The organism is Bacillus sp. FSL P2-0069 (genome assembly GCF_038593315.1).
Lineage (GTDB): Bacteria > Bacillota > Bacilli > Bacillales > Bacillaceae > Bacillus > Bacillus safensis.
Genome location: NZ_CP151984.1, coordinates 2739359 through 2757883, shown reverse-complemented (window position 1 = coordinate 2757883; position 18525 = coordinate 2739359). Strand labels below are relative to the sequence as shown.

The 18525-nt window shown below is 41.1% G+C and carries 24 protein-coding genes; 20 read left to right on the top strand and 4 right to left on the bottom strand.

The window, feature by feature from the left end:
* Window positions 1–147 precede the first annotated feature (147 nt).
* Both NSQ34_RS14250 and NSQ34_RS14245 read left to right on the top strand, forming a co-directional pair.
* Complete coding sequence (locus tag NSQ34_RS14250; protein WP_065215240.1) at window positions 148–2136, top strand: methyl-accepting chemotaxis protein; 1989 nt, start codon at window positions 148–150, stop codon at window positions 2134–2136.
* 90 nt (window positions 2137–2226) lie between these two features.
* Complete coding sequence (locus NSQ34_RS14245; RefSeq protein WP_024423278.1) at window positions 2227–2751, top strand: type 1 glutamine amidotransferase domain-containing protein; 525 nt, start codon at window positions 2227–2229, stop codon at window positions 2749–2751.
* Window positions 2752–2822: 71 nt separating this feature from the next.
* On the opposite strand, the gene NSQ34_RS14240 is transcribed toward NSQ34_RS14245, so the two are convergent.
* Entirely contained in the window at window positions 2823–3815 is a 993-nt protein-coding gene (locus NSQ34_RS14240) for a Gfo/Idh/MocA family oxidoreductase (protein ID WP_251232467.1), read from the bottom strand.
* Window positions 3816–4012: 197 nt separating this feature from the next.
* Between NSQ34_RS14240 and NSQ34_RS14235 the strand changes: the two genes are divergently transcribed.
* The 4 genes from NSQ34_RS14235 to NSQ34_RS14220 all read left to right on the top strand — a co-directional run bounded on the left by NSQ34_RS14235 (window position 4013) and on the right by NSQ34_RS14220 (window position 7423).
* Window positions 4013–4405, top strand: a complete 393-nt coding sequence (locus NSQ34_RS14235) for a DoxX family protein (RefSeq protein ID WP_251232468.1) — start codon at window positions 4013–4015, stop codon at window positions 4403–4405.
* 66 nt (window positions 4406–4471) lie between these two features.
* Entirely contained in the window at window positions 4472–5614 is a 1143-nt protein-coding gene (locus tag NSQ34_RS14230) for an AI-2E family transporter (protein ID WP_024423275.1), read from the top strand.
* Window positions 5615–5741: 127 nt separating this feature from the next.
* The gene (locus tag NSQ34_RS14225) at window positions 5742–6575 is read left to right on the top strand and encodes an undecaprenyl-diphosphate phosphatase (protein ID WP_046313507.1); all 834 of its coding nucleotides are present in this window, start codon (window positions 5742–5744) and stop codon (window positions 6573–6575) included.
* Window positions 6576–6949: 374 nt separating this feature from the next.
* On the top strand, window positions 6950–7423 hold the full coding sequence (locus NSQ34_RS14220; RefSeq protein ID WP_024423274.1) for a hypothetical protein: 474 nt from the start codon (window positions 6950–6952) through the stop codon (window positions 7421–7423).
* Window positions 7424–7458: 35 nt separating this feature from the next.
* Here the strand turns inward: NSQ34_RS14220 and bioB are convergent, their stop codons facing one another.
* The 3 genes from bioB to NSQ34_RS14205 all read right to left on the bottom strand — a co-directional run bounded on the left by bioB (window position 7459) and on the right by NSQ34_RS14205 (window position 9553).
* Window positions 7459–8454 (bottom strand): biotin synthase BioB, encoded by a 996-nt coding sequence (gene bioB, locus NSQ34_RS14215; RefSeq protein ID WP_041107600.1) that lies wholly within the window; start codon window positions 8452–8454, stop codon window positions 7459–7461.
* 151 nt (window positions 8455–8605) lie between these two features.
* Window positions 8606–8956, bottom strand: coding sequence for a hypothetical protein (locus NSQ34_RS14210; protein WP_342500954.1), 351 nt, complete (start codon window positions 8954–8956; stop codon window positions 8606–8608).
* A 219-nt stretch (window positions 8957–9175) separates the two neighbouring features.
* A complete protein-coding gene (locus NSQ34_RS14205; RefSeq protein ID WP_065215243.1) occupies window positions 9176–9553 on the bottom strand; it encodes a helix-turn-helix transcriptional regulator in 378 nt (125 codons plus the stop codon).
* A 159-nt stretch (window positions 9554–9712) separates the two neighbouring features.
* Here NSQ34_RS14205 and NSQ34_RS14200 point away from each other — a divergent pair, with 159 nt between their 5' ends.
* From NSQ34_RS14200 to NSQ34_RS14135, 14 genes are all read left to right on the top strand, one after another.
* The gene (locus NSQ34_RS14200) at window positions 9713–9976 is read left to right on the top strand and encodes a helix-turn-helix transcriptional regulator (protein ID WP_098677625.1); all 264 of its coding nucleotides are present in this window, start codon (window positions 9713–9715) and stop codon (window positions 9974–9976) included.
* Window positions 9973–10125 (top strand): hypothetical protein, encoded by a 153-nt coding sequence (locus tag NSQ34_RS14195; protein ID WP_169737554.1) that lies wholly within the window; start codon window positions 9973–9975, stop codon window positions 10123–10125. The genes NSQ34_RS14200 and NSQ34_RS14195 overlap by 4 nt, the downstream gene beginning before the upstream one ends.
* Window positions 10103–10345, top strand: a complete 243-nt coding sequence (locus NSQ34_RS14190) for a hypothetical protein (RefSeq protein ID WP_098677626.1) — start codon at window positions 10103–10105, stop codon at window positions 10343–10345. Before NSQ34_RS14195 ends, NSQ34_RS14190 begins: the two co-directional genes overlap by 23 nt.
* Window positions 10346–10395: 50 nt before the next feature.
* Window positions 10396–10797: a hypothetical protein gene (locus NSQ34_RS14185; protein WP_041115853.1), complete on the top strand. Its 402-nt coding sequence runs from the start codon at window positions 10396–10398 to the stop codon at window positions 10795–10797.
* On the top strand, window positions 10794–11000 hold the full coding sequence (locus NSQ34_RS14180; protein WP_024423268.1) for an XtrA/YqaO family protein: 207 nt from the start codon (window positions 10794–10796) through the stop codon (window positions 10998–11000). Before NSQ34_RS14185 ends, NSQ34_RS14180 begins: the two co-directional genes overlap by 4 nt.
* A 126-nt stretch (window positions 11001–11126) precedes the next feature.
* The gene (locus tag NSQ34_RS14175; RefSeq protein WP_176967257.1) at window positions 11127–11645 is read left to right on the top strand and encodes a sigma-70 family RNA polymerase sigma factor; all 519 of its coding nucleotides are present in this window, start codon (window positions 11127–11129) and stop codon (window positions 11643–11645) included.
* A 152-nt stretch (window positions 11646–11797) separates the two neighbouring features.
* The gene (terS, locus tag NSQ34_RS14170; protein ID WP_034282496.1) at window positions 11798–12442 is read left to right on the top strand and encodes a phage terminase small subunit; all 645 of its coding nucleotides are present in this window, start codon (window positions 11798–11800) and stop codon (window positions 12440–12442) included.
* 8 nt (window positions 12443–12450) lie between these two features.
* Complete coding sequence (locus NSQ34_RS14165) at window positions 12451–13752, top strand: PBSX family phage terminase large subunit (protein ID WP_162176180.1); 1302 nt, start codon at window positions 12451–12453, stop codon at window positions 13750–13752.
* Window positions 13749–15206, top strand: coding sequence for a phage portal protein (locus NSQ34_RS14160; RefSeq protein ID WP_024425905.1), 1458 nt, complete (start codon window positions 13749–13751; stop codon window positions 15204–15206). The genes NSQ34_RS14165 and NSQ34_RS14160 overlap by 4 nt, the downstream gene beginning before the upstream one ends.
* 38 nt (window positions 15207–15244) lie before the next feature.
* A complete protein-coding gene (locus NSQ34_RS14155) occupies window positions 15245–16333 on the top strand; it encodes an XkdF-like putative serine protease domain-containing protein (RefSeq protein ID WP_081124730.1) in 1089 nt (362 codons plus the stop codon).
* A 22-nt stretch (window positions 16334–16355) separates the two neighbouring features.
* Window positions 16356–17279: a phage major capsid protein gene (locus NSQ34_RS14150; protein ID WP_024425904.1), complete on the top strand. Its 924-nt coding sequence runs from the start codon at window positions 16356–16358 to the stop codon at window positions 17277–17279.
* 13 nt (window positions 17280–17292) lie between these two features.
* Window positions 17293–17676 carry a DUF3199 family protein gene (locus NSQ34_RS14145; RefSeq protein ID WP_024423261.1) on the top strand — a complete coding sequence of 128 codons (384 nt, stop codon included), beginning with the start codon at window positions 17293–17295 and terminating at the stop codon, window positions 17674–17676.
* The gene (locus NSQ34_RS14140) at window positions 17673–18029 is read left to right on the top strand and encodes a YqbH/XkdH family protein (protein WP_268412767.1); all 357 of its coding nucleotides are present in this window, start codon (window positions 17673–17675) and stop codon (window positions 18027–18029) included. The genes NSQ34_RS14145 and NSQ34_RS14140 overlap by 4 nt, the downstream gene beginning before the upstream one ends.
* Window positions 18026–18523, top strand: a complete 498-nt coding sequence (locus NSQ34_RS14135; protein ID WP_081124727.1) for an HK97 gp10 family phage protein — start codon at window positions 18026–18028, stop codon at window positions 18521–18523. The genes NSQ34_RS14140 and NSQ34_RS14135 overlap by 4 nt, the downstream gene beginning before the upstream one ends.
* Window positions 18524–18525 lie beyond the last annotated feature (2 nt).

The following is an 18525-nucleotide window of genomic DNA, read 5'->3' as shown; positions in this document are numbered from 1 at the left end:
TGACGCCAAAACGTCAGGTGTTTTTCCATTCGATGCATATAAATTGGGTAATTTGGACTTATTTAGACTTTAATAAGTTAAAAAAGTAAAGAACCTAGTAGTACTTCCGATATATATACTATCTTACTAAAAGGAGTTTTCTTTTTTATGAAATTCATACAGTATTTCAGAAAGCCATCTATTTCAAAAAAGCTCGTATTCTCTTTCTTATTTATTCTTTTATGTCCAATCATTGTATTGGCATTCTCTTCATACCATACGGCAAGCACCTCATTAAATGATCAAATTATGCAAAGTGCAAAGGAAAACGTAGAGCAGCTAGATAAAAATATTACGAAGGTTGTCAAAGTGAAAACAGACGCAGCCGATTTCTTTAGCAAATGGATCACGGAGAAAAAGCTCAAGCAAAAAGGAACGACCGATATTCAAGGACGCTTTGAGCAGTTCATGAGTATGAATGATGACACAGAAGGCATTTTTGTCGCTTCAAGTGACGGCAAAGTGTTTTCAAGATATCCTAATCAAAAAATGCCTGCAGGTTATGTCGCAACTGAGCGGGATTGGTACAAAGACGGCTGGGCGAAAAACGGTGAGCTGTCTGTTTCAGCCCCATATGCAACGGCTTCAACCGGTACACTTGTGGTAACCATTTCTAAAAAACTAGAGGATGGATCAGGCGTCATCGCGATGAACCTAGACATTGCGAATCTAGTTAAAGAGTCCAATAGCATTAACATTGGGAAACAAGGCTATGCCTTTATTGGAAGTCCAGATCGTACATATGTGGCACATCCAACGAAAAAAGCGGGAACAAAATTATCTGGTGAATGGTTAGAAAAGCTGTATTCACAAGATAACGGATCTATGAGCTATATGTTTGAAGGTAAAGAAAAGCAAATGGAGTTCACCACAAACAAGGCGACTGGCTGGAAGATTGTCGGGACGATGTTTGTCAGTGAAGTAGAAGAAGCTGCACAGCCAGTCTTTAACATGGCCGCCATCATTTTAGCCGGCGCGCTTATCATTGGCGGGATTCTGATCTTCTTTATCATCCGTTCCATTACAAAACCACTTTCCACTCTTGTCTCTTCTTCGAAGAAGATCAGTCAGGGAGATTTAACAGAAAAAATTGATGTCCGCTCAAAAGATGAAATTGGACAGCTTGGCACAAGCTTTAATGAAATGAGTGAGTCCCTAAGAGATGTCATTCAAGCAGTACAAACATCTGTTGAGAATGTTGCTTCATCATCTGAAGAACTGACGGCAAGCGCAGGTCAAACAACTAAAGCAACCGAACATATCACATCATCTATTGAAACATTCTCAAACGGCAACGAAAATCAAAGCGAAATGGTGGAACAAAGCGCGGTTCATTTAAAACAAATGAATGAAGGACTGAACGAAGTTGCCGAAACGTCTGATGTCATCACAGCGTCATCTGTTCAATCAAAAACAGTCGCAGAAACAGGCGGACAGCTTGTGGAGCAGACTGTTGGCCAAATGAAGACGATTGACCATTCAGTGAAAGAAGCTGAAGGCGTGATCAACGGGCTAGAGCATAAATCAAAAGATATCACAAACATCCTAGGCGTGATTAACGGCATTGCGGATCAAACGAATTTACTTGCACTAAATGCTGCCATTGAAGCAGCACGCGCAGGTGAATCAGGCAGAGGCTTCTCTGTTGTTGCGGAAGAAGTGCGTAAACTAGCGGTTCAATCATCGGATTCAGCAAAAGAGATTGAAAAGCTTGTGAATGAAATCGTTACTGAAATCGAAACATCTCAAAATATGTTCAAAGCAGTGAATGAAGAAGTGAAAAGTGGTCTTACTATTACAGATCAAACGAAAGAAAGTTTCTCACAAATAAATGAGCAAACAGCGGAAATCGCAGCAAGAATGAATGAAATGAATACAACGGTGCGCGAGCTGTCGAAAGGATCTGAGCAAATTTCTAAAGCAGTAAATGAAATTGCAGATGTATCAAGAGAGAGTTCAGCAAGCATCCAAGATATCGCAGCATCTGCTGAAGAGCAGCTTGCTTCTATGGAAGAGATTAGTTCTTCATCCACAACTCTTTCCCAAATGGCGGAAGAATTACGTGATTTAATTAAAAAATTCAAGATCAGCGAATAAGGTCAAGTGGTTCTCCTCAAGGGGAACCGCTTTTCTTTTTAAGAGGACATCTCGTACAATAGAGGAAATCGAAAGAAGAGGAGAGATAGTATGCGTTTATCAGATAAGAAGGTCATTGCATTTGTCAGCGATGATTTTGAAGATTTAGAGCTATGGTATCCGGTTCTGCGTTTAAGAGAAGAAGGGGCGACTGTCCATCTTGTAGGTGAAAAAGCAAATCATGAGTACATCGGGAAGTATGGTGTGCCGGCGGTATCTGATGCAGATTTTTATTCCATTCAAGCTGATGATTATGATGCTGTGCTAGTCCCTGGCGGATGGGCGCCTGATAAACTGCGCCGTTATCCAGAAGTATTAGACATCGTCCGTACATTTGATGCGAAGGCAAAACCAATCGGACAGATTTGTCATGCCGGCTGGGTGCTGATATCAGCAGGAATCCTGAAAGGCAGACAAGTGACAAGTACACCTGGTATTAAAGATGATATGACAAATGCTGGTGCGGACTGGTTCGATGAGGCAGTTGTCACAGATGGCCACCTCATCTCCAGCAGACGCCCGCCGGACCTTCCGCCGTATGTGAAAGCATTTGCGGATGTGTTAGCCGCAAAATAAATGACTGACACGAAACGTAAAAAACAAAGGGCGAACAAAAAAATTTCGCCCTTTGTTCATCATTTCATGCCCTATACATTTTGTCTGTCGGCAGGATACAACACGCCCATTTGTCTTCTCGCTTCGTCCATGACGGACATGGTTTGAACAGATAGGGCAAATGTATTGACAGGAGACTGCCCCATTCCTTGCTGAATACACTCAATAAAATGATTGATTTCATAAGACATAGCTGGCTGATCATCTTTGAGAGAGATGTCAGTTTGATGTCCGTCACGGTCGTGTATCGTGATTCGTGAAGGACGGTGGAATTGATCAATCACCATGGTGGCATCCTCGCCTTGAATTTCAGCCGATAAATGAGACGTTGAAATTTTAGAATGAAAAAGAAGTGCTTGATGCCCGTCATACTGTAAAAGGACTGAACCGTTCCCATCCACACCAGAAGAAAGCTTATAGCCTCTTGCGGTGATTTGATTCGGCAGACCAAATAAGTATATGACTGGGTAAACGAGGTACACCCCGATATCCATTAAAGAACCGTTGGATAGCTCAGGCTTAAAGGCATTTGGAAGCTCGCCGCTTCGATAATCATCGTATCTTGAAGAATATTTACAGTAATGCGCGACCACTTGCCTGATAGGTCCAAGCTGATCAAGATGCTGTTTGATTTGAAGGAAATTAGGCAGAAATGTCGTTTTCATCGCTTCCATCAAACACACTTGATGTTTTTTCGCTGCGGCAATCATTTCTTCCACTTCTTTTCGATGAGAGGCGAATGGTTTTTCGCATAAAACATGCTTTTGATGCCCCATCATCAACATGGCTTGCTCTTTATGAAGGGCATTTGGACTCGCAATATACACGGCATCAAACGTATCACTTTCCGCCATTTGTTGTAAGTTCGTAAAAACCGTATCAATCCCATATTTTTCGGCAAAGGCCTGTCCTTTTTCAGCGGACCGTGAATAGACGGCTGTACATGTAAAATCAGCTAGTTCTTCACCAGCTTGTAAGAACCGATCTGTAATCCAGTTCGTTCCGATGACAGCAAATCGAATCATGTGATTCCCTCCTTCTGCTTTTCTCTGATTATACATGCTTTGAAAGCGTTTGTATGAAAGAATATTCTTTTTATTGCAAAGCGGATGAAACCTTTATATAGGCTGATGCGTCTTACATAAAGGATATAAATGTACGAAAAGTGGGTAGTTTCTTCCTTCTTCGGGTAATACTCAGGATAGAAGGGAGAGGAGGAAACATGAAGCGCGTCCTGCATATAGGAAGTACATACATCTTTGCGCTTTTATTCATAGCGGCTGGTATTTTTCATGTGATAGAGCCGAGCGGCTTTGCCCGCATGATGCCAGGCTGGCCATTTCCATATGTAATGGTCTATGCGACTGCATGTCTTGAATGGCTGCTGGCCGTGCTGCTGCTTTTGCCAAATGTCAGGATTGCAGCGGCAAAATCCATTGCTGTCTATCTTGTACTCATTTTCCCTGCAAACTTATTTGCTGCTCGTGAGGGAGTACCATTTCCAGGTCAAGAAAATACAGAACAAGCCTTGCTATGGATAAGGCTTATTGGACAGCCGATTCTCATTGTATGGGCAATGTCCATTGCAAAATGGGAAAAAAAGCTCAAACAATGACGACCATAATCATGATCAAGTAGTGTACAATTTACTCATAAAATAGCCCGTGTTTGGAGGAACAATATGAATTCTATGCAAATGTGGAGCAGTCGATTTAGAAAATTTTTTCTTGATAACAAGTTTGTTCTCTTTTTACTCGTCCTGTTATTAATTGGATTGAATATCCTTGTTTTCATGAAAACATCATTTATTTTCACACCGCTCATTGTACTCGTCAAAACCATTGCCTTACCGATTATTTTAACGGGAGTCGTGTATTATTTATTAAATCCAATTGTTAACTTGTTAGAGAAAGCAAGAATCAAGCGGATCTATTCCATTTTGCTTTTATATATTGTCATTATTGGGATTATTACAGTGACCATCGTGTCCATTATTCCTTTTTTACAAGCTCAAACCATGAGTCTATTTCATAATCTTCCGAAATACGTCGATACGGTAGAAGATCAAATTAGACAATTAACAGGAAGTAACTTTATTAATCAAGTGCAAAACTCGATGAACTTTAACGTGTCTGAATTGGTAAGTAAAGCATCCAGTCAAGCGACGAAGATTTTGGAAAGCACCTTTACCGGTGTAGGAACATTCTTAGGGGCGCTCACAGAAGTCATTATCTCGATCGTGACTGTGCCGTTTATTCTGTTTTATCTATTAAAAGACGGCAAAAAGCTGCCTGACTATCTATTGAAATTTTTCCCAAGTAAAATGAGGGAACATACACATATCATGCTTCACGAAATGAACCACCGTCTAAGCTCGTATATTCGCGGACAGATCATTGTCAGCTTCTGTATCGGTGTTCTTCTGTTAATCGGTTATATGATCATTGGACTTGACTATGCGCTGCTGCTCGCTATCATTGCTGCATGTACAAGCATAGTGCCTTACCTTGGTCCAACAATTGCGATTACACCAGCGATTGTGATTGCACTTGTGACGTCACCAGTAATGCTGCTAAAACTTATTATAGTCTGGACAGTGGTTCAGCTCGTTGAAGGGAAATTCATTTCTCCTCAGGTGATGGGGAAAAACCTTCATATTCATCCCATTACGATTATTTTTGTTATATTAACAGCTGGTAAATTGTTCAACGTGGTCGGCATCATTGTCGCTATTCCGACGTATGCCGTTCTGAAGGTCATCACGACTCACTTATTTGATTGGTTCAAAATGCGGTCCAATTTGTATAAAGAAGAAAAGGTTTGATGTCATAATCTTTTTTTGAAAAAAATATAGTATCATAAAGACGAGCTTTCGATGAAGGAAGCTTGTCTTTATGTGGACATAGATGTTTGGCGTGTTCAAAAGATCAGAATTGAAAGGAAAGAAAATCATGAATCTATGGGATTTATTCGTGGCACTGGTTTTAGGAATTGTCGAAGGATTAACAGAGTACGCACCTGTTTCATCTACAGGTCACATGATCATTGTCGATGATCTTTGGTTAAAATCAAAGGAAATTATTACGCCAGAAGCGGCCAACACATTTAAAGTCGTGATTCAGTTAGGCTCAATTTTAGCTGTCATGATCGTGTTTAAAGATCGTATTTTAAACTTATTGGGCTTAAAGAAAAATATCACCGAAGAGCAAAAGCGCAGCGGGCATAAACTGACCATCGCCCAAATTGCAGTTGGACTTGTTCCAGCCGTCATTTTAGGATTTCTATTTGAAGATTATATTGATAAATACTTATTTGACGTCAGAACAGTCGCTGTCGGTTTGATTTTAGGGGCAGTTCTGATGCTTGTCGCTGACTGGATCAATAAACGGAAATCAGAAACAAGCTCTGTCGATAACATGACTTACAGACAGGCGCTTTATATTGGACTGTTTCAATGTTTAGCATTATGGCCAGGATTTTCGCGCTCAGGTTCGACGATCGCAGGCGGGGTTATTCTTGGTTTGAATCACCGTGCTGCGGCAGACTTTACATTTATCATGGCGATGCCGATTATGGCAGGAGCAAGCTTGTTAACCCTTGTGAAAAATGCCGAATATTTAACACCGGATATGTTGCCATTCTTTATCGTCGGCTTTGTGAGTGCGTTTGTTGTGGCTCTCTTTGTTGTTCGATTCTTCCTAAAACTGATCAATAAAATCAAACTGGTGCCTTTTGCGATATATCGAATTATCCTAGGTGTGATTTTATTTATCCTGTTCATGTAATACTGTAAACTACTCTTTTATAAGAGTAGTTTCAGCGTGTAGACAAACCCTCGCATTCTTTGTCAGTCCTGCGCGCTGGTGCTCACGAATGTCAAATTCGCTCCGCGCCAGTGCTCGTCCTTCCTAGACTGCAAAGGTTTTCTATCACGCTGAAAAAAAGACAAAGAGCTAAAATAAACATCATTTTAGCCCTTTGTCAACAATCTGAAAAAACTACTCTTTTATAAGAGTAGTTTTTTTGTGATTTCGCCTAATTAAACAGTAAAAATACCCTCTTAATTGGTAGAATAAGAATTTTTTTCATAAATTAGTGTTTAAGAGACAGATGAAGGGGTAGTACATAAACATACCAATTAAAGGAGGAGTTAGAAATAATGAGAAAAACAAGCAAAATGTTTGTTGGTTCTGTCATCGCTACGTCAATGATTGCTGCCCCTCTATCTCTTACGACTTTTGGTCAAACGGCTGAAGCTGCTACAACAACAGGTGTTGATGGAAGTGTCTCAATTGATCCAGTAGCCATTGCCGATAAAATTGAACAAGCAGTAAAATCATCTCAAAATCGTGATGGATTCGTAAAAAATGCGGCATACAGTGCGTTCTATGAAGCAGGTCAAAACTACAACGTAGTTGTCCAAAACTTAAGCCAAGACCACGACTTTAGCGGTCTGAACAATGTTGTCTACTATGATAGTGTTGAATATGATGGTATTACGTTTGGTATTTGGGTATTTGAAGATGGTACGTTTGTCAATAATGGAGACGGTGGATATATTAACTGGACGTTTGTGGGCAGCTTTGACCGAGAAGATGGAAGCGGAACTGTCGATTTTCATAAAAGATTCTAATCTTAAAAGTCTGCCGGTGAATCGGCAGACTTTTTTTATAACGCACATTCTTCTATTTCAAACCCTAAATCCTCAATGATGTGATGATCCGTTTGGACTTGCTGGCCTTTTGTTGTTAAATAATCACCAACAAAAATGGAATTTGCGGCATACAGTGCGAGCGGCTGGAGTGTCCGTAAATTAAACTCTCTGCCTCCAGATACCCGAATTTCTTTTGTTGGGTTGACAAATCTCATCATTGCCAGCACTTTCAATGCTTTGATCGGGTGTGTTCGTTTTTGATGCTCAAGCGGTGTTCCTTCGATGGCATGAAGAAAGTTGACTGGAATTGAATCCGCATCAAGTGCTCTGAGCGCAAAAGCCATTTCAACAATTTGCTGATTGGTTTCACCCATTCCAATAATGACCCCTGAGCAAGGTGACATGCCAGATTGTTTGACCTGCTCAATGGTCGACACGCGGTCATCGTATGTATGAGTTGTCGTAATGTGAGCATGATGATCATGATGTGTATTGATATTGTGATTATACCGATGAACACCCGCTTCCTTCAGCCGCTTCGCTTTTTCTTCATTTAATAACCCAAGACAGGCACACACTTTCAAAGGCATCGTTTCAGTGATTTCCTTGACTGCTGCTGTGACTTCATCTAATTCCCTATGAGAAGGCGCTCTCCCGCTTGCCACAATACAATAAGTCCCGGCTTTTCTTTTGAGAGCCTCACGCGCACCAGCTACAATGGTCTTTTGATCAAGCATTGTATATCTTTCAACTGGTGCTTTTGAAATCATCGACTGTGAACAATATCCACAGTTCTCAGGGCAATATCCACTTTTTGCGTTAAAAATCATATTTAATTTCACCTTTTTTTGAAAAAAATGAAATCGCACTTGATAGGCTGCATGCATAATAGGTAACAATTCTCTATCGTCAGCTTCAAGAATGTCTAGACCCTCTTGCACCGTGATCGGTTCATTTTTCATCGCCTTCTCCGCTATTGCTTCCCAAGACAAAGACAGCTGCTCTCTCATCATTAATGCCTCCTTAATATGTTAACTTATTTTTATTAAAAGTTAACATATCGGGCGGATGTTGGCAATCATGATTCAGATGAAACCAACTCTAAACACCAAAAGGCGATGACTTCATGTCATCGCCTTTAGATATGTAAAGCTAGATTACTTATCGAACAGTAATATAGTTAATCACAAGCTCGCCTAGTGAATTATAGTAGGAAACTGTCACAGAACCGCGTTGTACAGCGCGAATCCAAGTGAAGTTTGGAGCCGTTTGATCTAATTGAATCGCATACGTTGCACCCGACACAGAAATTTGGCTTGCTGGAAGAGAGACGGCGATTGAAGAACCTACAGAAAGCGTACGGTTCACCGTAATTACTTTATTCATAATAGGAGCTTTTGCTTTGACTGGTTCTTTTGGCTGTGCAGCTGCATGAGCACCTTCAGTTTGAGAGAATGTAAGAGCACCTACAGCAGCTAAAGACAATGTACAGATTTTCATGAATTTTTTCATCGGTAACACTCCTTTTTTTGGTATATACATATATTAATAATAATAGAATTATTTGTCAATTAAAATATGTGAAAAAAAGAGTAATTATGGCGAAAATTGTCACATATTATGTTGGAAAAGACATGATTTTTTATTCATATGCTATTTCTTTTTTAAGGGAAAAAGAGGTATAAAAAAAAGCTGGGTTCGTCCCAGCGTAAAGCAGATGAAAAGAGATGATCAATTGTCGTCTCGCTTTTTTGGCTGACGACCTTTTTGCTTCTCTTTCTCTCTAATGTAGTTAATAAAATCGATGGTTTGTCTTCGTGCTTCTTCGGAAAAATCTGATGCTGCTTTAAACGCAATTTGCAAATCAGGATCGTCTGCAAGATCGTCATCGGGCCTGCCTTTGTCCTTACCTGTGAGAAGATAATCGGTTGAGACCCCATATAATTCGGCAATTTTCACAATCATTTCACCGTCGGGTTTTCTCAAGCCGTATTCCCAGTTTGCATAAGTGGACATCGCCTTTAATCCGAGTTTTTTAGCAACTGTTGACTTGCTCCATCCATTCTTCTCTCTTAATTCAGTTAGAATCTTCCCAGTCAAATTATCCATCAGAAACACCTTTTTTCATGTTATGAGTAAATTTTATCATGAATTACACGGAAAAGATAAATAAATACACAAAAAGAATAAAAATGTGGTTGACTTACTCGTTTTGTGTATATTATCATAATGAATATAACTTACACATATTGAGTAAGAGGTGGAAAGATGAAACTTGAAAATTTACGAGAAGAGCGCATATTGCAAGGAAAAACACAAACCTATATGGCGAAAAAATTGGGATATAAGTACACAAGCGGCTATGCGAATATCGAAATGGGCAGAACGAAGCCTAGCTTAGAAATAGCAAAGCATATTGCAGATCTGCTGAATACCGGGGTTCAAGAGCTTTTTTTTGGCCAAAAGTTACACGAAAAGAGTAATTGTTTAAGAGAAGATCGGTTCTTAGAAAAGGGGAGACGAACAGAATGAATATTGAACATCCAATGGTGACTCAGATAAGTGACTTTGGTTATCCAAAAAGTTATTGGTTATATGACATGAAACGATATGGATACCAAACAGAAATTGAGGACAGCTTGGAGGGAGCTGAAGAAGATGAGACATCAGCTGACGTTTGATGCTAGAAAAGAAGCGCAGCTTTGTTTAGACCGAGCTGGCGGCTGGATCGCCTTTCATCATCAGACACCGATGTTTGTTTTTGCCACATCAGAAGAGAAAGAGACATATATGACCCTCCTGGAAGCTAAGGTTGATGATACAAAAAAGGAGGAATCAGGTCAACGTGAAACGATGGAAGCAAATCATGACATTTTTGAAATGCTTGCTCAAAGCGAGTAAAAACGAACAAGACATCCGCCAGTGGGCAAAGGATGACGGGAGATCATAACATGGTCATCCATTTAATCATTGAACATGAGCATTTGTTAACAAAAGAGACATTGATGAAAAGAATACGATCAGCTGCAAAAGGGCAATGCCCGCAAAAATTAAAAGGCGCACTATCACTTGAAATTCGTTTATTTGATCACATGCCGTTTGACATAGCTGACTGCCAAAAAAAGCGTACATACGCAGAAAAAGGGTTGATACGCCCGGTACACGTCAGCATCTTACAGCCAAGTCTACAGCATATTCAAGAAGCACTTCATTCTATAGCTGATGAAGTCCCTCTGCAGATGGTCGATTTAAGAGTTTCTCAGTTTTATAGTATGTGTCCAAGAGTTGAAATCATTATCAATACGGTAGGTGGTGGCACGAGGCTATCACCAAAAAAGGAGACAAGCATATGAACGAGCCAAAACAACTATTCATTCAAGAAAACCAAACATTTGTCGGTGAGATGGAAAAAGGAAAAATTCAAGTCATCGTGTTAGATGGGAATGTAGGAACGGCTTATAAAATGGATGTACCTGAACATGGAAAAACCATTATTCAAACGGCAAAAGGTCATTTTGCAAGAGTAGATCACGAGATTGGTTTTAAAATCAGCTAACTGACTGAACACATCAAAGCACAATATGTCCAAGACGGAAAGCCTGCGGACACTGATCAAGACCCTGCTAAAAGGGGACTTGATTGGTGTCCGTTTTTTATTTTCTTAAAAAGGGAGAGAGCCAATATGCAAGATTTACTCATTGAATATAAAAGAGCTTTAAAGAATGCTAGAAAACAATATGAACCATTTAAAGAAAAAGAAGAACATCAGCTGTCCGTTCAAGACAAGCATGATAAAAAAATGATTGCCAGTATGGTAAGCGATCTGGAATACGTAGTAGAATGGCTTCAAATCGGAAGAGAGCCAGGCGCGCGCAGAGGATTAGACAGACGTTCAGTCTATCAGCGTACCATTCTCGCAAATCCAGAAGTGTTAGAGGCTTTATCACATGAATATACCCTTATTCAAGAGAAAGAAAGAGAAGTCAGTGAGAGAGACAAAAAAAGAATTGATGACGCTTTGTCTGTTTTAACAGATCGAGAAAAGGACGTATTCTTTATGCACACAACACAAGCGTTATCGTTTAGCGAGATTGCGGACATGCTGGATGTCAAAAAAGGAACTGTGCAAAAACATATGGAAAGAGCGCGGACGAAAATGTCCAAAAAAGTACAAGAACGCCTATTCAGAGCTGCTGAATAGGTGTTTTTTCTGTTCAAAAATAAATCAGCTAAAGCTTGTCTTACAGTTGCCACCTATAGTTAGAAAGACCAAACGAATGTTTGCTAGCCCTACACAAATGATTCCTTCAGAGGGAATCATTCGAATTAAAAGGAGGCGGCAGGTGAATGTAAATGAAAGATAAACGGATAGAGGCCAAGCAGGATTATATGAAGGGGATGACGTACCAGCAAATTGCTGATCATTACAATGTCTCGATCCATACCGTCAAATCGTGGAAAAGACGATACGGATGGCAAAGACAAAAAACTTCGTCAAAGCAAGCACACTCGATTTTCAATCAATTTCTTTCAGATGAAACGATTGAAATCATGGAGAAAATGGATGGACGCACATCGCTTGATTTAATCTGGGACCAAATTCAAATTCAATATGCAGCCATTATTCGGGCGCAGCGAATCATGTATGTAGCAGATCAAGAGGACATGATCAAAGAGGTGAAAAAGGCGGCATACATGCCTTCTTCATTAGAAGAAACAGGCGAAGGCATTCAGACAGAACTAGACATGACCTCAGAAGAATACTCGTTTCAATTTTCATGGGATCGGCATGCGACGTTTTTAAATGCACAATCCCGTGCAATGGGTGAACTCAGGCGTTTAATAAAACAGTTTGAAGAGCTCGCACATGCGAAGGATGAACGAAGATTAAGGCTGAAGCAAATTGAACTGACGATCGAAAAAACAAAAAAAGCAGTGCGTGAAGAAAAAGAGGAAGATCTTCAAATCATGATCAAGCGAAAAGAGGAAGACTCATGACGCCATTGATTGAAAAAGAAGTCAATCCTCACTTTGAACACTTTCTATTCGATTGGAATCAAAAGTTTCAATTTTTAGTAGGAGGCTATGGCTCATCCAAAAGCTATCACATTGCTTTAAAGCTTGTCTTAAAACTGCTGGAAGAAAAGCGGACAGCACTTGTCATTCGAGAGGTGTATGATACGCACCGCGAATCAACCTTTTCTTTATTACAAGAAATCGTTAGCGACCTCGGCATCGACCACGTGGTGAAGTGCCGAAGTTCGCCGCTTGCACTAACGTTTCGAAACGGCAGCAGCATCTTATTTAAAGGACTGGACAAGCCTGAAAAATTGAAATCGATCAACAACATCTCGATCATTTGGATTGAGGAATGTTCAGAGGTTTCTTATGAAGGTTTTAAAGAGCTGCTTGGAAGGCTGAGGCATCCATCCTTACCGCTTTATATGATGTTATCGACGAATCCCGTTGGTCAGGATAATTGGACGTACAGACATTTTTTTCGAGATGAACAGCTGAAGCGATTTGTTTTAGATGACGAAACATTATACAAAAAGCGAACCGTTGTCATCAAGGATACGTATTACCATCACTCCACGGCGGAAGATAACCTATTCCTTCCTAAAAGCTACGTGAAGCAGCTGGATGAGCTGAAAGAGTATGACCCAGATCTCTATCGTATTGCGAGGAAGGGGTATTTCGGCATTAATGGCACAAAGGTTTTTCCTCAATTTGAGGTGAGAAGCCATTCTGATGTATTAGAAGCCATTCAGCAGATTGACAGACCGCTGAAACGAGCAGGCATGGATTTTGGATTTGTTGAATCATACAATGCGCTCATTCGGTTAGCTGTCGATCATGAAAAAAAGTACTTATATATTTATTGGGAATATTACGACCGCGGGAAAACAGATGATGAAACAGCCACTGACCTGCAAGAGTTCATTGAATCACAGGAACTGATTAAAGCTGACGCAGCCGAACCTAAAACCATTCACTATTTTCGGCAGCGCGGATTTCAAATGGTAGCGGCACATAAGTTCCAAGGCTCACGTTTGCAGTATACAAAAAAAATCAAACGGTTTAAGAAAATTATTTGTTCTGATGCTTGTCCATATACCATCTATGAACTTCAATCACTAACCTATAAGGCAGATAAGGATGGACGTCTAGAGGAAGATGAATTTCAAATCGATCCGCACACTTTATCAGCCATCTGGTATGCGCTGGATGATTATGAAGTGACAGATTTGAAACAGACCGCCTCAGAGCGTGTCCGTCCAAACAGAGAGAGGAGGTCCATACAATGAAACAATTGAAAGCAACCATTATGAAGGCAAACATGTCTGATCATACAAAACAAATGTATGCAGATGAATTTTCCTACGAAAAAGATGACATTGTTCCCCCGCCTTACAATATCAATGAATTAAAAAGCATGGCAGAATATTCAACCATTCTTCAGCAATGTATTGATGCGTATAAGACCAATATTTTAGGCTTTGGTTTTGGCGTAGAATATGCCTTTGACTTTAATGCAGAAGGTGTGAAACCGGCAAAAAAGAAAGCAGCAGAGAAGGAATGGACAAGACTTGAAGAGTTTACGAAATACATGAACTATGATGAGTCTGCTGATGTGGTGCTTGGCTATGTCATCGAAGACCGGGAGAAAACGGGAAATGGTTTTTTAGAGGTTCTCCGAGATGGTCAGGGAAAGCCGGCAGGAATCGAGTATTTAGATGCGCTCCATATCCGTATTTGCAAGCTTAGTGAGCCAGTTGATGTTGAATTCCGGTATACAGAAAACGGCGAATTGAAAACAATGAATCGAAAGAAACGATTCCGTAAATATGTGCAGGTGATCAATGAAAAGAAAGTCTTCTTCAAGGAGTATGGTGATCCGCGCATTTTACATTGTGAAACAGGCAAATACGATGACACCACCCCAGAACCGCTGCGCGCAACAGAAGTGATTCATTTTAAAATCGGCAGTGGAACGTATGGGATTCCCCGCTGGATTGGCAACATCGTCAATATGTATGGGGCACGCAAGGCAGAAGAGTTGAACTATCTTTATTTTAAACAAGGGCGGCATGTACCTGGTGCCATCATTGTCGAAAATGGAATGCTCTCTGAGTCTTCCTATCAGCAGCTTCAGGATTATATGGACGATATCGAAGGCTCTGATCATGCACATAAATTTCTATTGCTTGAAGTCGAAGGTCTCCCGACGGAAAAAGGATTAACTGGAGAAGAAGATGTCTCAAATGTCAAAGTGAACTTCAAATCTCTAGCAGAGATCTTGCAAGAAGATGCACTCTTTTTAGAATACGATGAAAAAACAAGAAACAAAATCCGCTCTGCTTTTCGCCTGCCGCCTATTTACACAGGTGAGTCTCAAGACTATAACAAAGCGACAGCCGATACGGCGCGAAAAACAACAGAAGAACAGGTATTTCAGCCTGAACGGCATCTCATCACAGGAAAGCTCAATACCCTTTTCCTGCCGGATCTTGATATTTGGCATGTTCGTTTCCTATTAAATGGTCCTGACTTTAGAGATCCATTAGAGATTGCCAAGGTTCTGACACCGTTTATTCAGGCTGGGGCAGTGTCACCAAACGATTTGCGAGATCTAGCAGGACGTATCCTTGGGAAAACGTTAGAGGAATGGCCGGAGGATCTCTATCACAGACCTTTAGAAAGCCGCATGACATCAGCCGAACAAGAGCCTCAACGAGAGGCGAATCAGCTGAAGAAATAAACCGAAGCGCATGCGCTTTTTTGAAAGGGGGTGAACATATGCCAAGAGAATTAAAAAACGCAAAAATTACGCATGTTTCCTATGTGGACAGAGCCGCAAACAAAAAGAAATTCTTTTTGATGAAGGCAAAGAAAAGCCAGCCTGACTTTCAAAAGGAGGTTAGTGTGCTGACAAAGGCAGAAGATGCTCATCGTCTTGTGTATGGTGTCGTGTATGAACCGAATACACCTGATGCACACCAAGACTTTATGTCTGCCAAAGAAATTGAAAGAGCGGCACATGGTTTTATGAAGGATGCCCGCCACATTGACAAGCAGCATGATTTTCAACATGGTGTGGGCGAGGTTGTTGAATCATACATTGCCCCCGCTGATTTTGAGGTAGGCGGTGAGCTGATTCGAAAAGGATCTTGGGTACTTGTAACAAAGGCTTCCCAAGAGATTTGGGATCAAATCCAGAAAGGCCACATTACAGGGTATTCAATGGCTGGAACGGCGGACATCGTAGCAATAGAAGAACAAGATCAGCTCCTATCTCAAAGCACAAATGAGAGAGGGCTTTTTTCTTTGCTGAAAAATTTCTTTTTGAAAGAGGAAGGTGCAAACATGTCACAACAATTTTGGAGCGTTTTAGACCATCTGCTGGAAGCCTTACAGTCAAGTGATGGTGATGAGGCGGGTGTAAGATCAGCGCTTGAGCAATTGCTGCCAATCGTGCAGGACATTTTGAAGACAGAGGATGTGCTTCAAACGATTGGTGAAAGGCCAGCCTCCGTACAAAAACAAGATGCCGCTCTGACAACGGAGCAAGTACAAGAGCTTGAAAAAGCAAAAATGGCCATTGAAAACGTCTTACAGCAGGCAGAACAGCAGGAAACAGATCAAACAGAGGAAGAACCTGTCCAAAAGGTGCTTGAGCAAGTCGTTGCACCGATTCGTCATCAGCTTTCTTCCTTAGAGAAATCAGCCAGCAGAGAAAAAGCAGCGCTTGAGCAAGTGCTTCAGCAGCAGCTTTTGCCTATTTCAGAGCGGATTCACATGCTTGAAAAAGCGCGCGGTATGTCAAAACAAACAATCCACGATACACAAAATGACAGTACAAAGCCCATATGGGATGGCTTACTATAAGCCTAAATAAGGAGGAACCAGTGTGAGAAATCAAGAGTTGATTCGCAAGGCCGAAATGACACTTGCCAGCTTAAAAACCGGCGGTCTCATGAACGCAACCCAATCCAACACATTCATTAGAATGATGCAAAATACACCAACCGTTTTAAATGATGCACGTATCATTCCAATGGAAAGTGATTCACAAAAAATCGAAAAAATCGGCTTTGGCCAGCGTATTTTGCGCCCAGCAGAAGAAGGCAAAGCACTTGATGCGAAAGACCGTGTTGTCCCAGCGACAAGCACTGTCCAGCTAAATGCGAAAGAGGTCATCGCAGAGATTCATATGACCTACGACAGCATTGAAAACAATATTGAGAAAGACGGAATTCAGCAGACGATTATGCAAATGCTAGCTGAACGAGCAGCCGTTGACATTGAAGAGCTCATCGTCAATGGCGATACGACTTCAGCAGATCCATTTTTAGCTCAAATGGATGGCGTGAGAAAACAAGCAGTTTCTCATATCGTAGATGCAAACGGAGCGGAAATCAGCCGCCAAATGTTTAAGCAAGCCTATAAAGCGATGCCGTCAAAATATTTACGTGTACCTCAGGATTTCCGTTTCTACACATCCCCAAGCTTAGAGGTTGAGTGGAAGGATCAAGTAGCAAACCGTCAGACAGGCCTTGGAGATGCGGCCATTCAAGGCGGACTTTCTTCTGCATTTGGTGTGCCGGTCAAAGGTCTTGCCAATATGCAGCCATATGACGAAGCGGGAACAGACGTATCAGATATTTTGCTGACACACCCTAAAAATATTATCGTAGGTTTCTCTCGTAATATTCGAATTGAAGTAGAAAAAGATATTCGCAGCCGTAAATTTATTATTGTCCTCACAGCGAAGCTAGACAGCAAATTTGAGGAAGAGGATGCTGTAGCAAAAGTGATGAAAGTGAAAGAGTAGGTGACGGCAGGCCATGATCATTTCTGCTGAAGAACTGCAAGCCTATTCTGTCTTTGATCGTGTGAAAAATCGATCTGTGGAAAGACTGACAGCAGATATTATCGAAGCAGAAGCTGCGGTATTTCAGATCGTAGGTCACGATTTCTCAAGCGAAAAATATCAGCCCCTCCCTGAAAAAGCAAGAATCGCATTATTAAAAATGGCCCAATATTTTGCCATGCTGAATGATGACGAATCTATGATGAAAGGCTTTACGTCAGAGAAAATGGGCGATTATTCATATGCGAAGGCAGCTGATCAAGTGAAAGGCAGACCCTATGTATATGCCCTGCTTGTAGATTACATTGAACCAACATTGACCGGCGGTAGTGCCAAGTTAAAGGTGAGGTCATTATGAGCTATCAATCTCTATTAACAGATCGCTGTGATCTTTTTCACCTTGAGCATAAGGAGTCTGCCCGCGGGAAATTTGGAATTCCAGCTGATGATTTACAAATAACACTTTCCTATCCCGATGCTCCCAGCCTGACCGATCTTGCTTGTTATGTCATAGAAAAAAACCAGTCACTTGTGCAAGAAGAGCCGAATACAGTCATTTATCAATCCTATCTTGTCCATTTTCCTTTAGCAACTGATATTCGTTTGCATGACAAAATGGTGTGGAATGGCGTGTCACTCAAATTACAGCAGCCTAAAAAAGTGAAAAATCATCACATCGAAGTGATGGCAGTCAGGAAGGAAAATCTATGAAAATTGATGGACTTGACCGGCTGATTTCACAGCTGCAGACAGCGGGTGATGGCGGCTTAAAGGCAGAATATCAAGATTGGCTGAAGGACATGGGCCTGCAGTTTTTAGACATCATTCAGGATGAATTAATCAAGGAGAATGCTGTTGATACAGGCTGGCTTCTAAGATCCTTTACACAAGGCGATAAGGAGAATCATTTTCTCATTTCAAAAGGCGGTCTCACACTTGAAGTGGGAACGCAGCTTGAATATGCCTCCTATGTCAATGATGGACATGCCACTTCTTCAAGTGGAGAGCGAAGATGGGTGCCTGGCAGATGGACTGGCAGCCGCTTTGAATATGATCCGAATGCAAGTACAGGAATGATGCTTGCCTCTCAATGGATTGATGGCAATGGCTACTGGGATCATGCTGTCATGCTCTATGAGCAAATGTTTGACCAGTCGCTGGATCGAAAGCTGCAAAGCTGGTTCGATCGACATTTTGGGAGGTGATG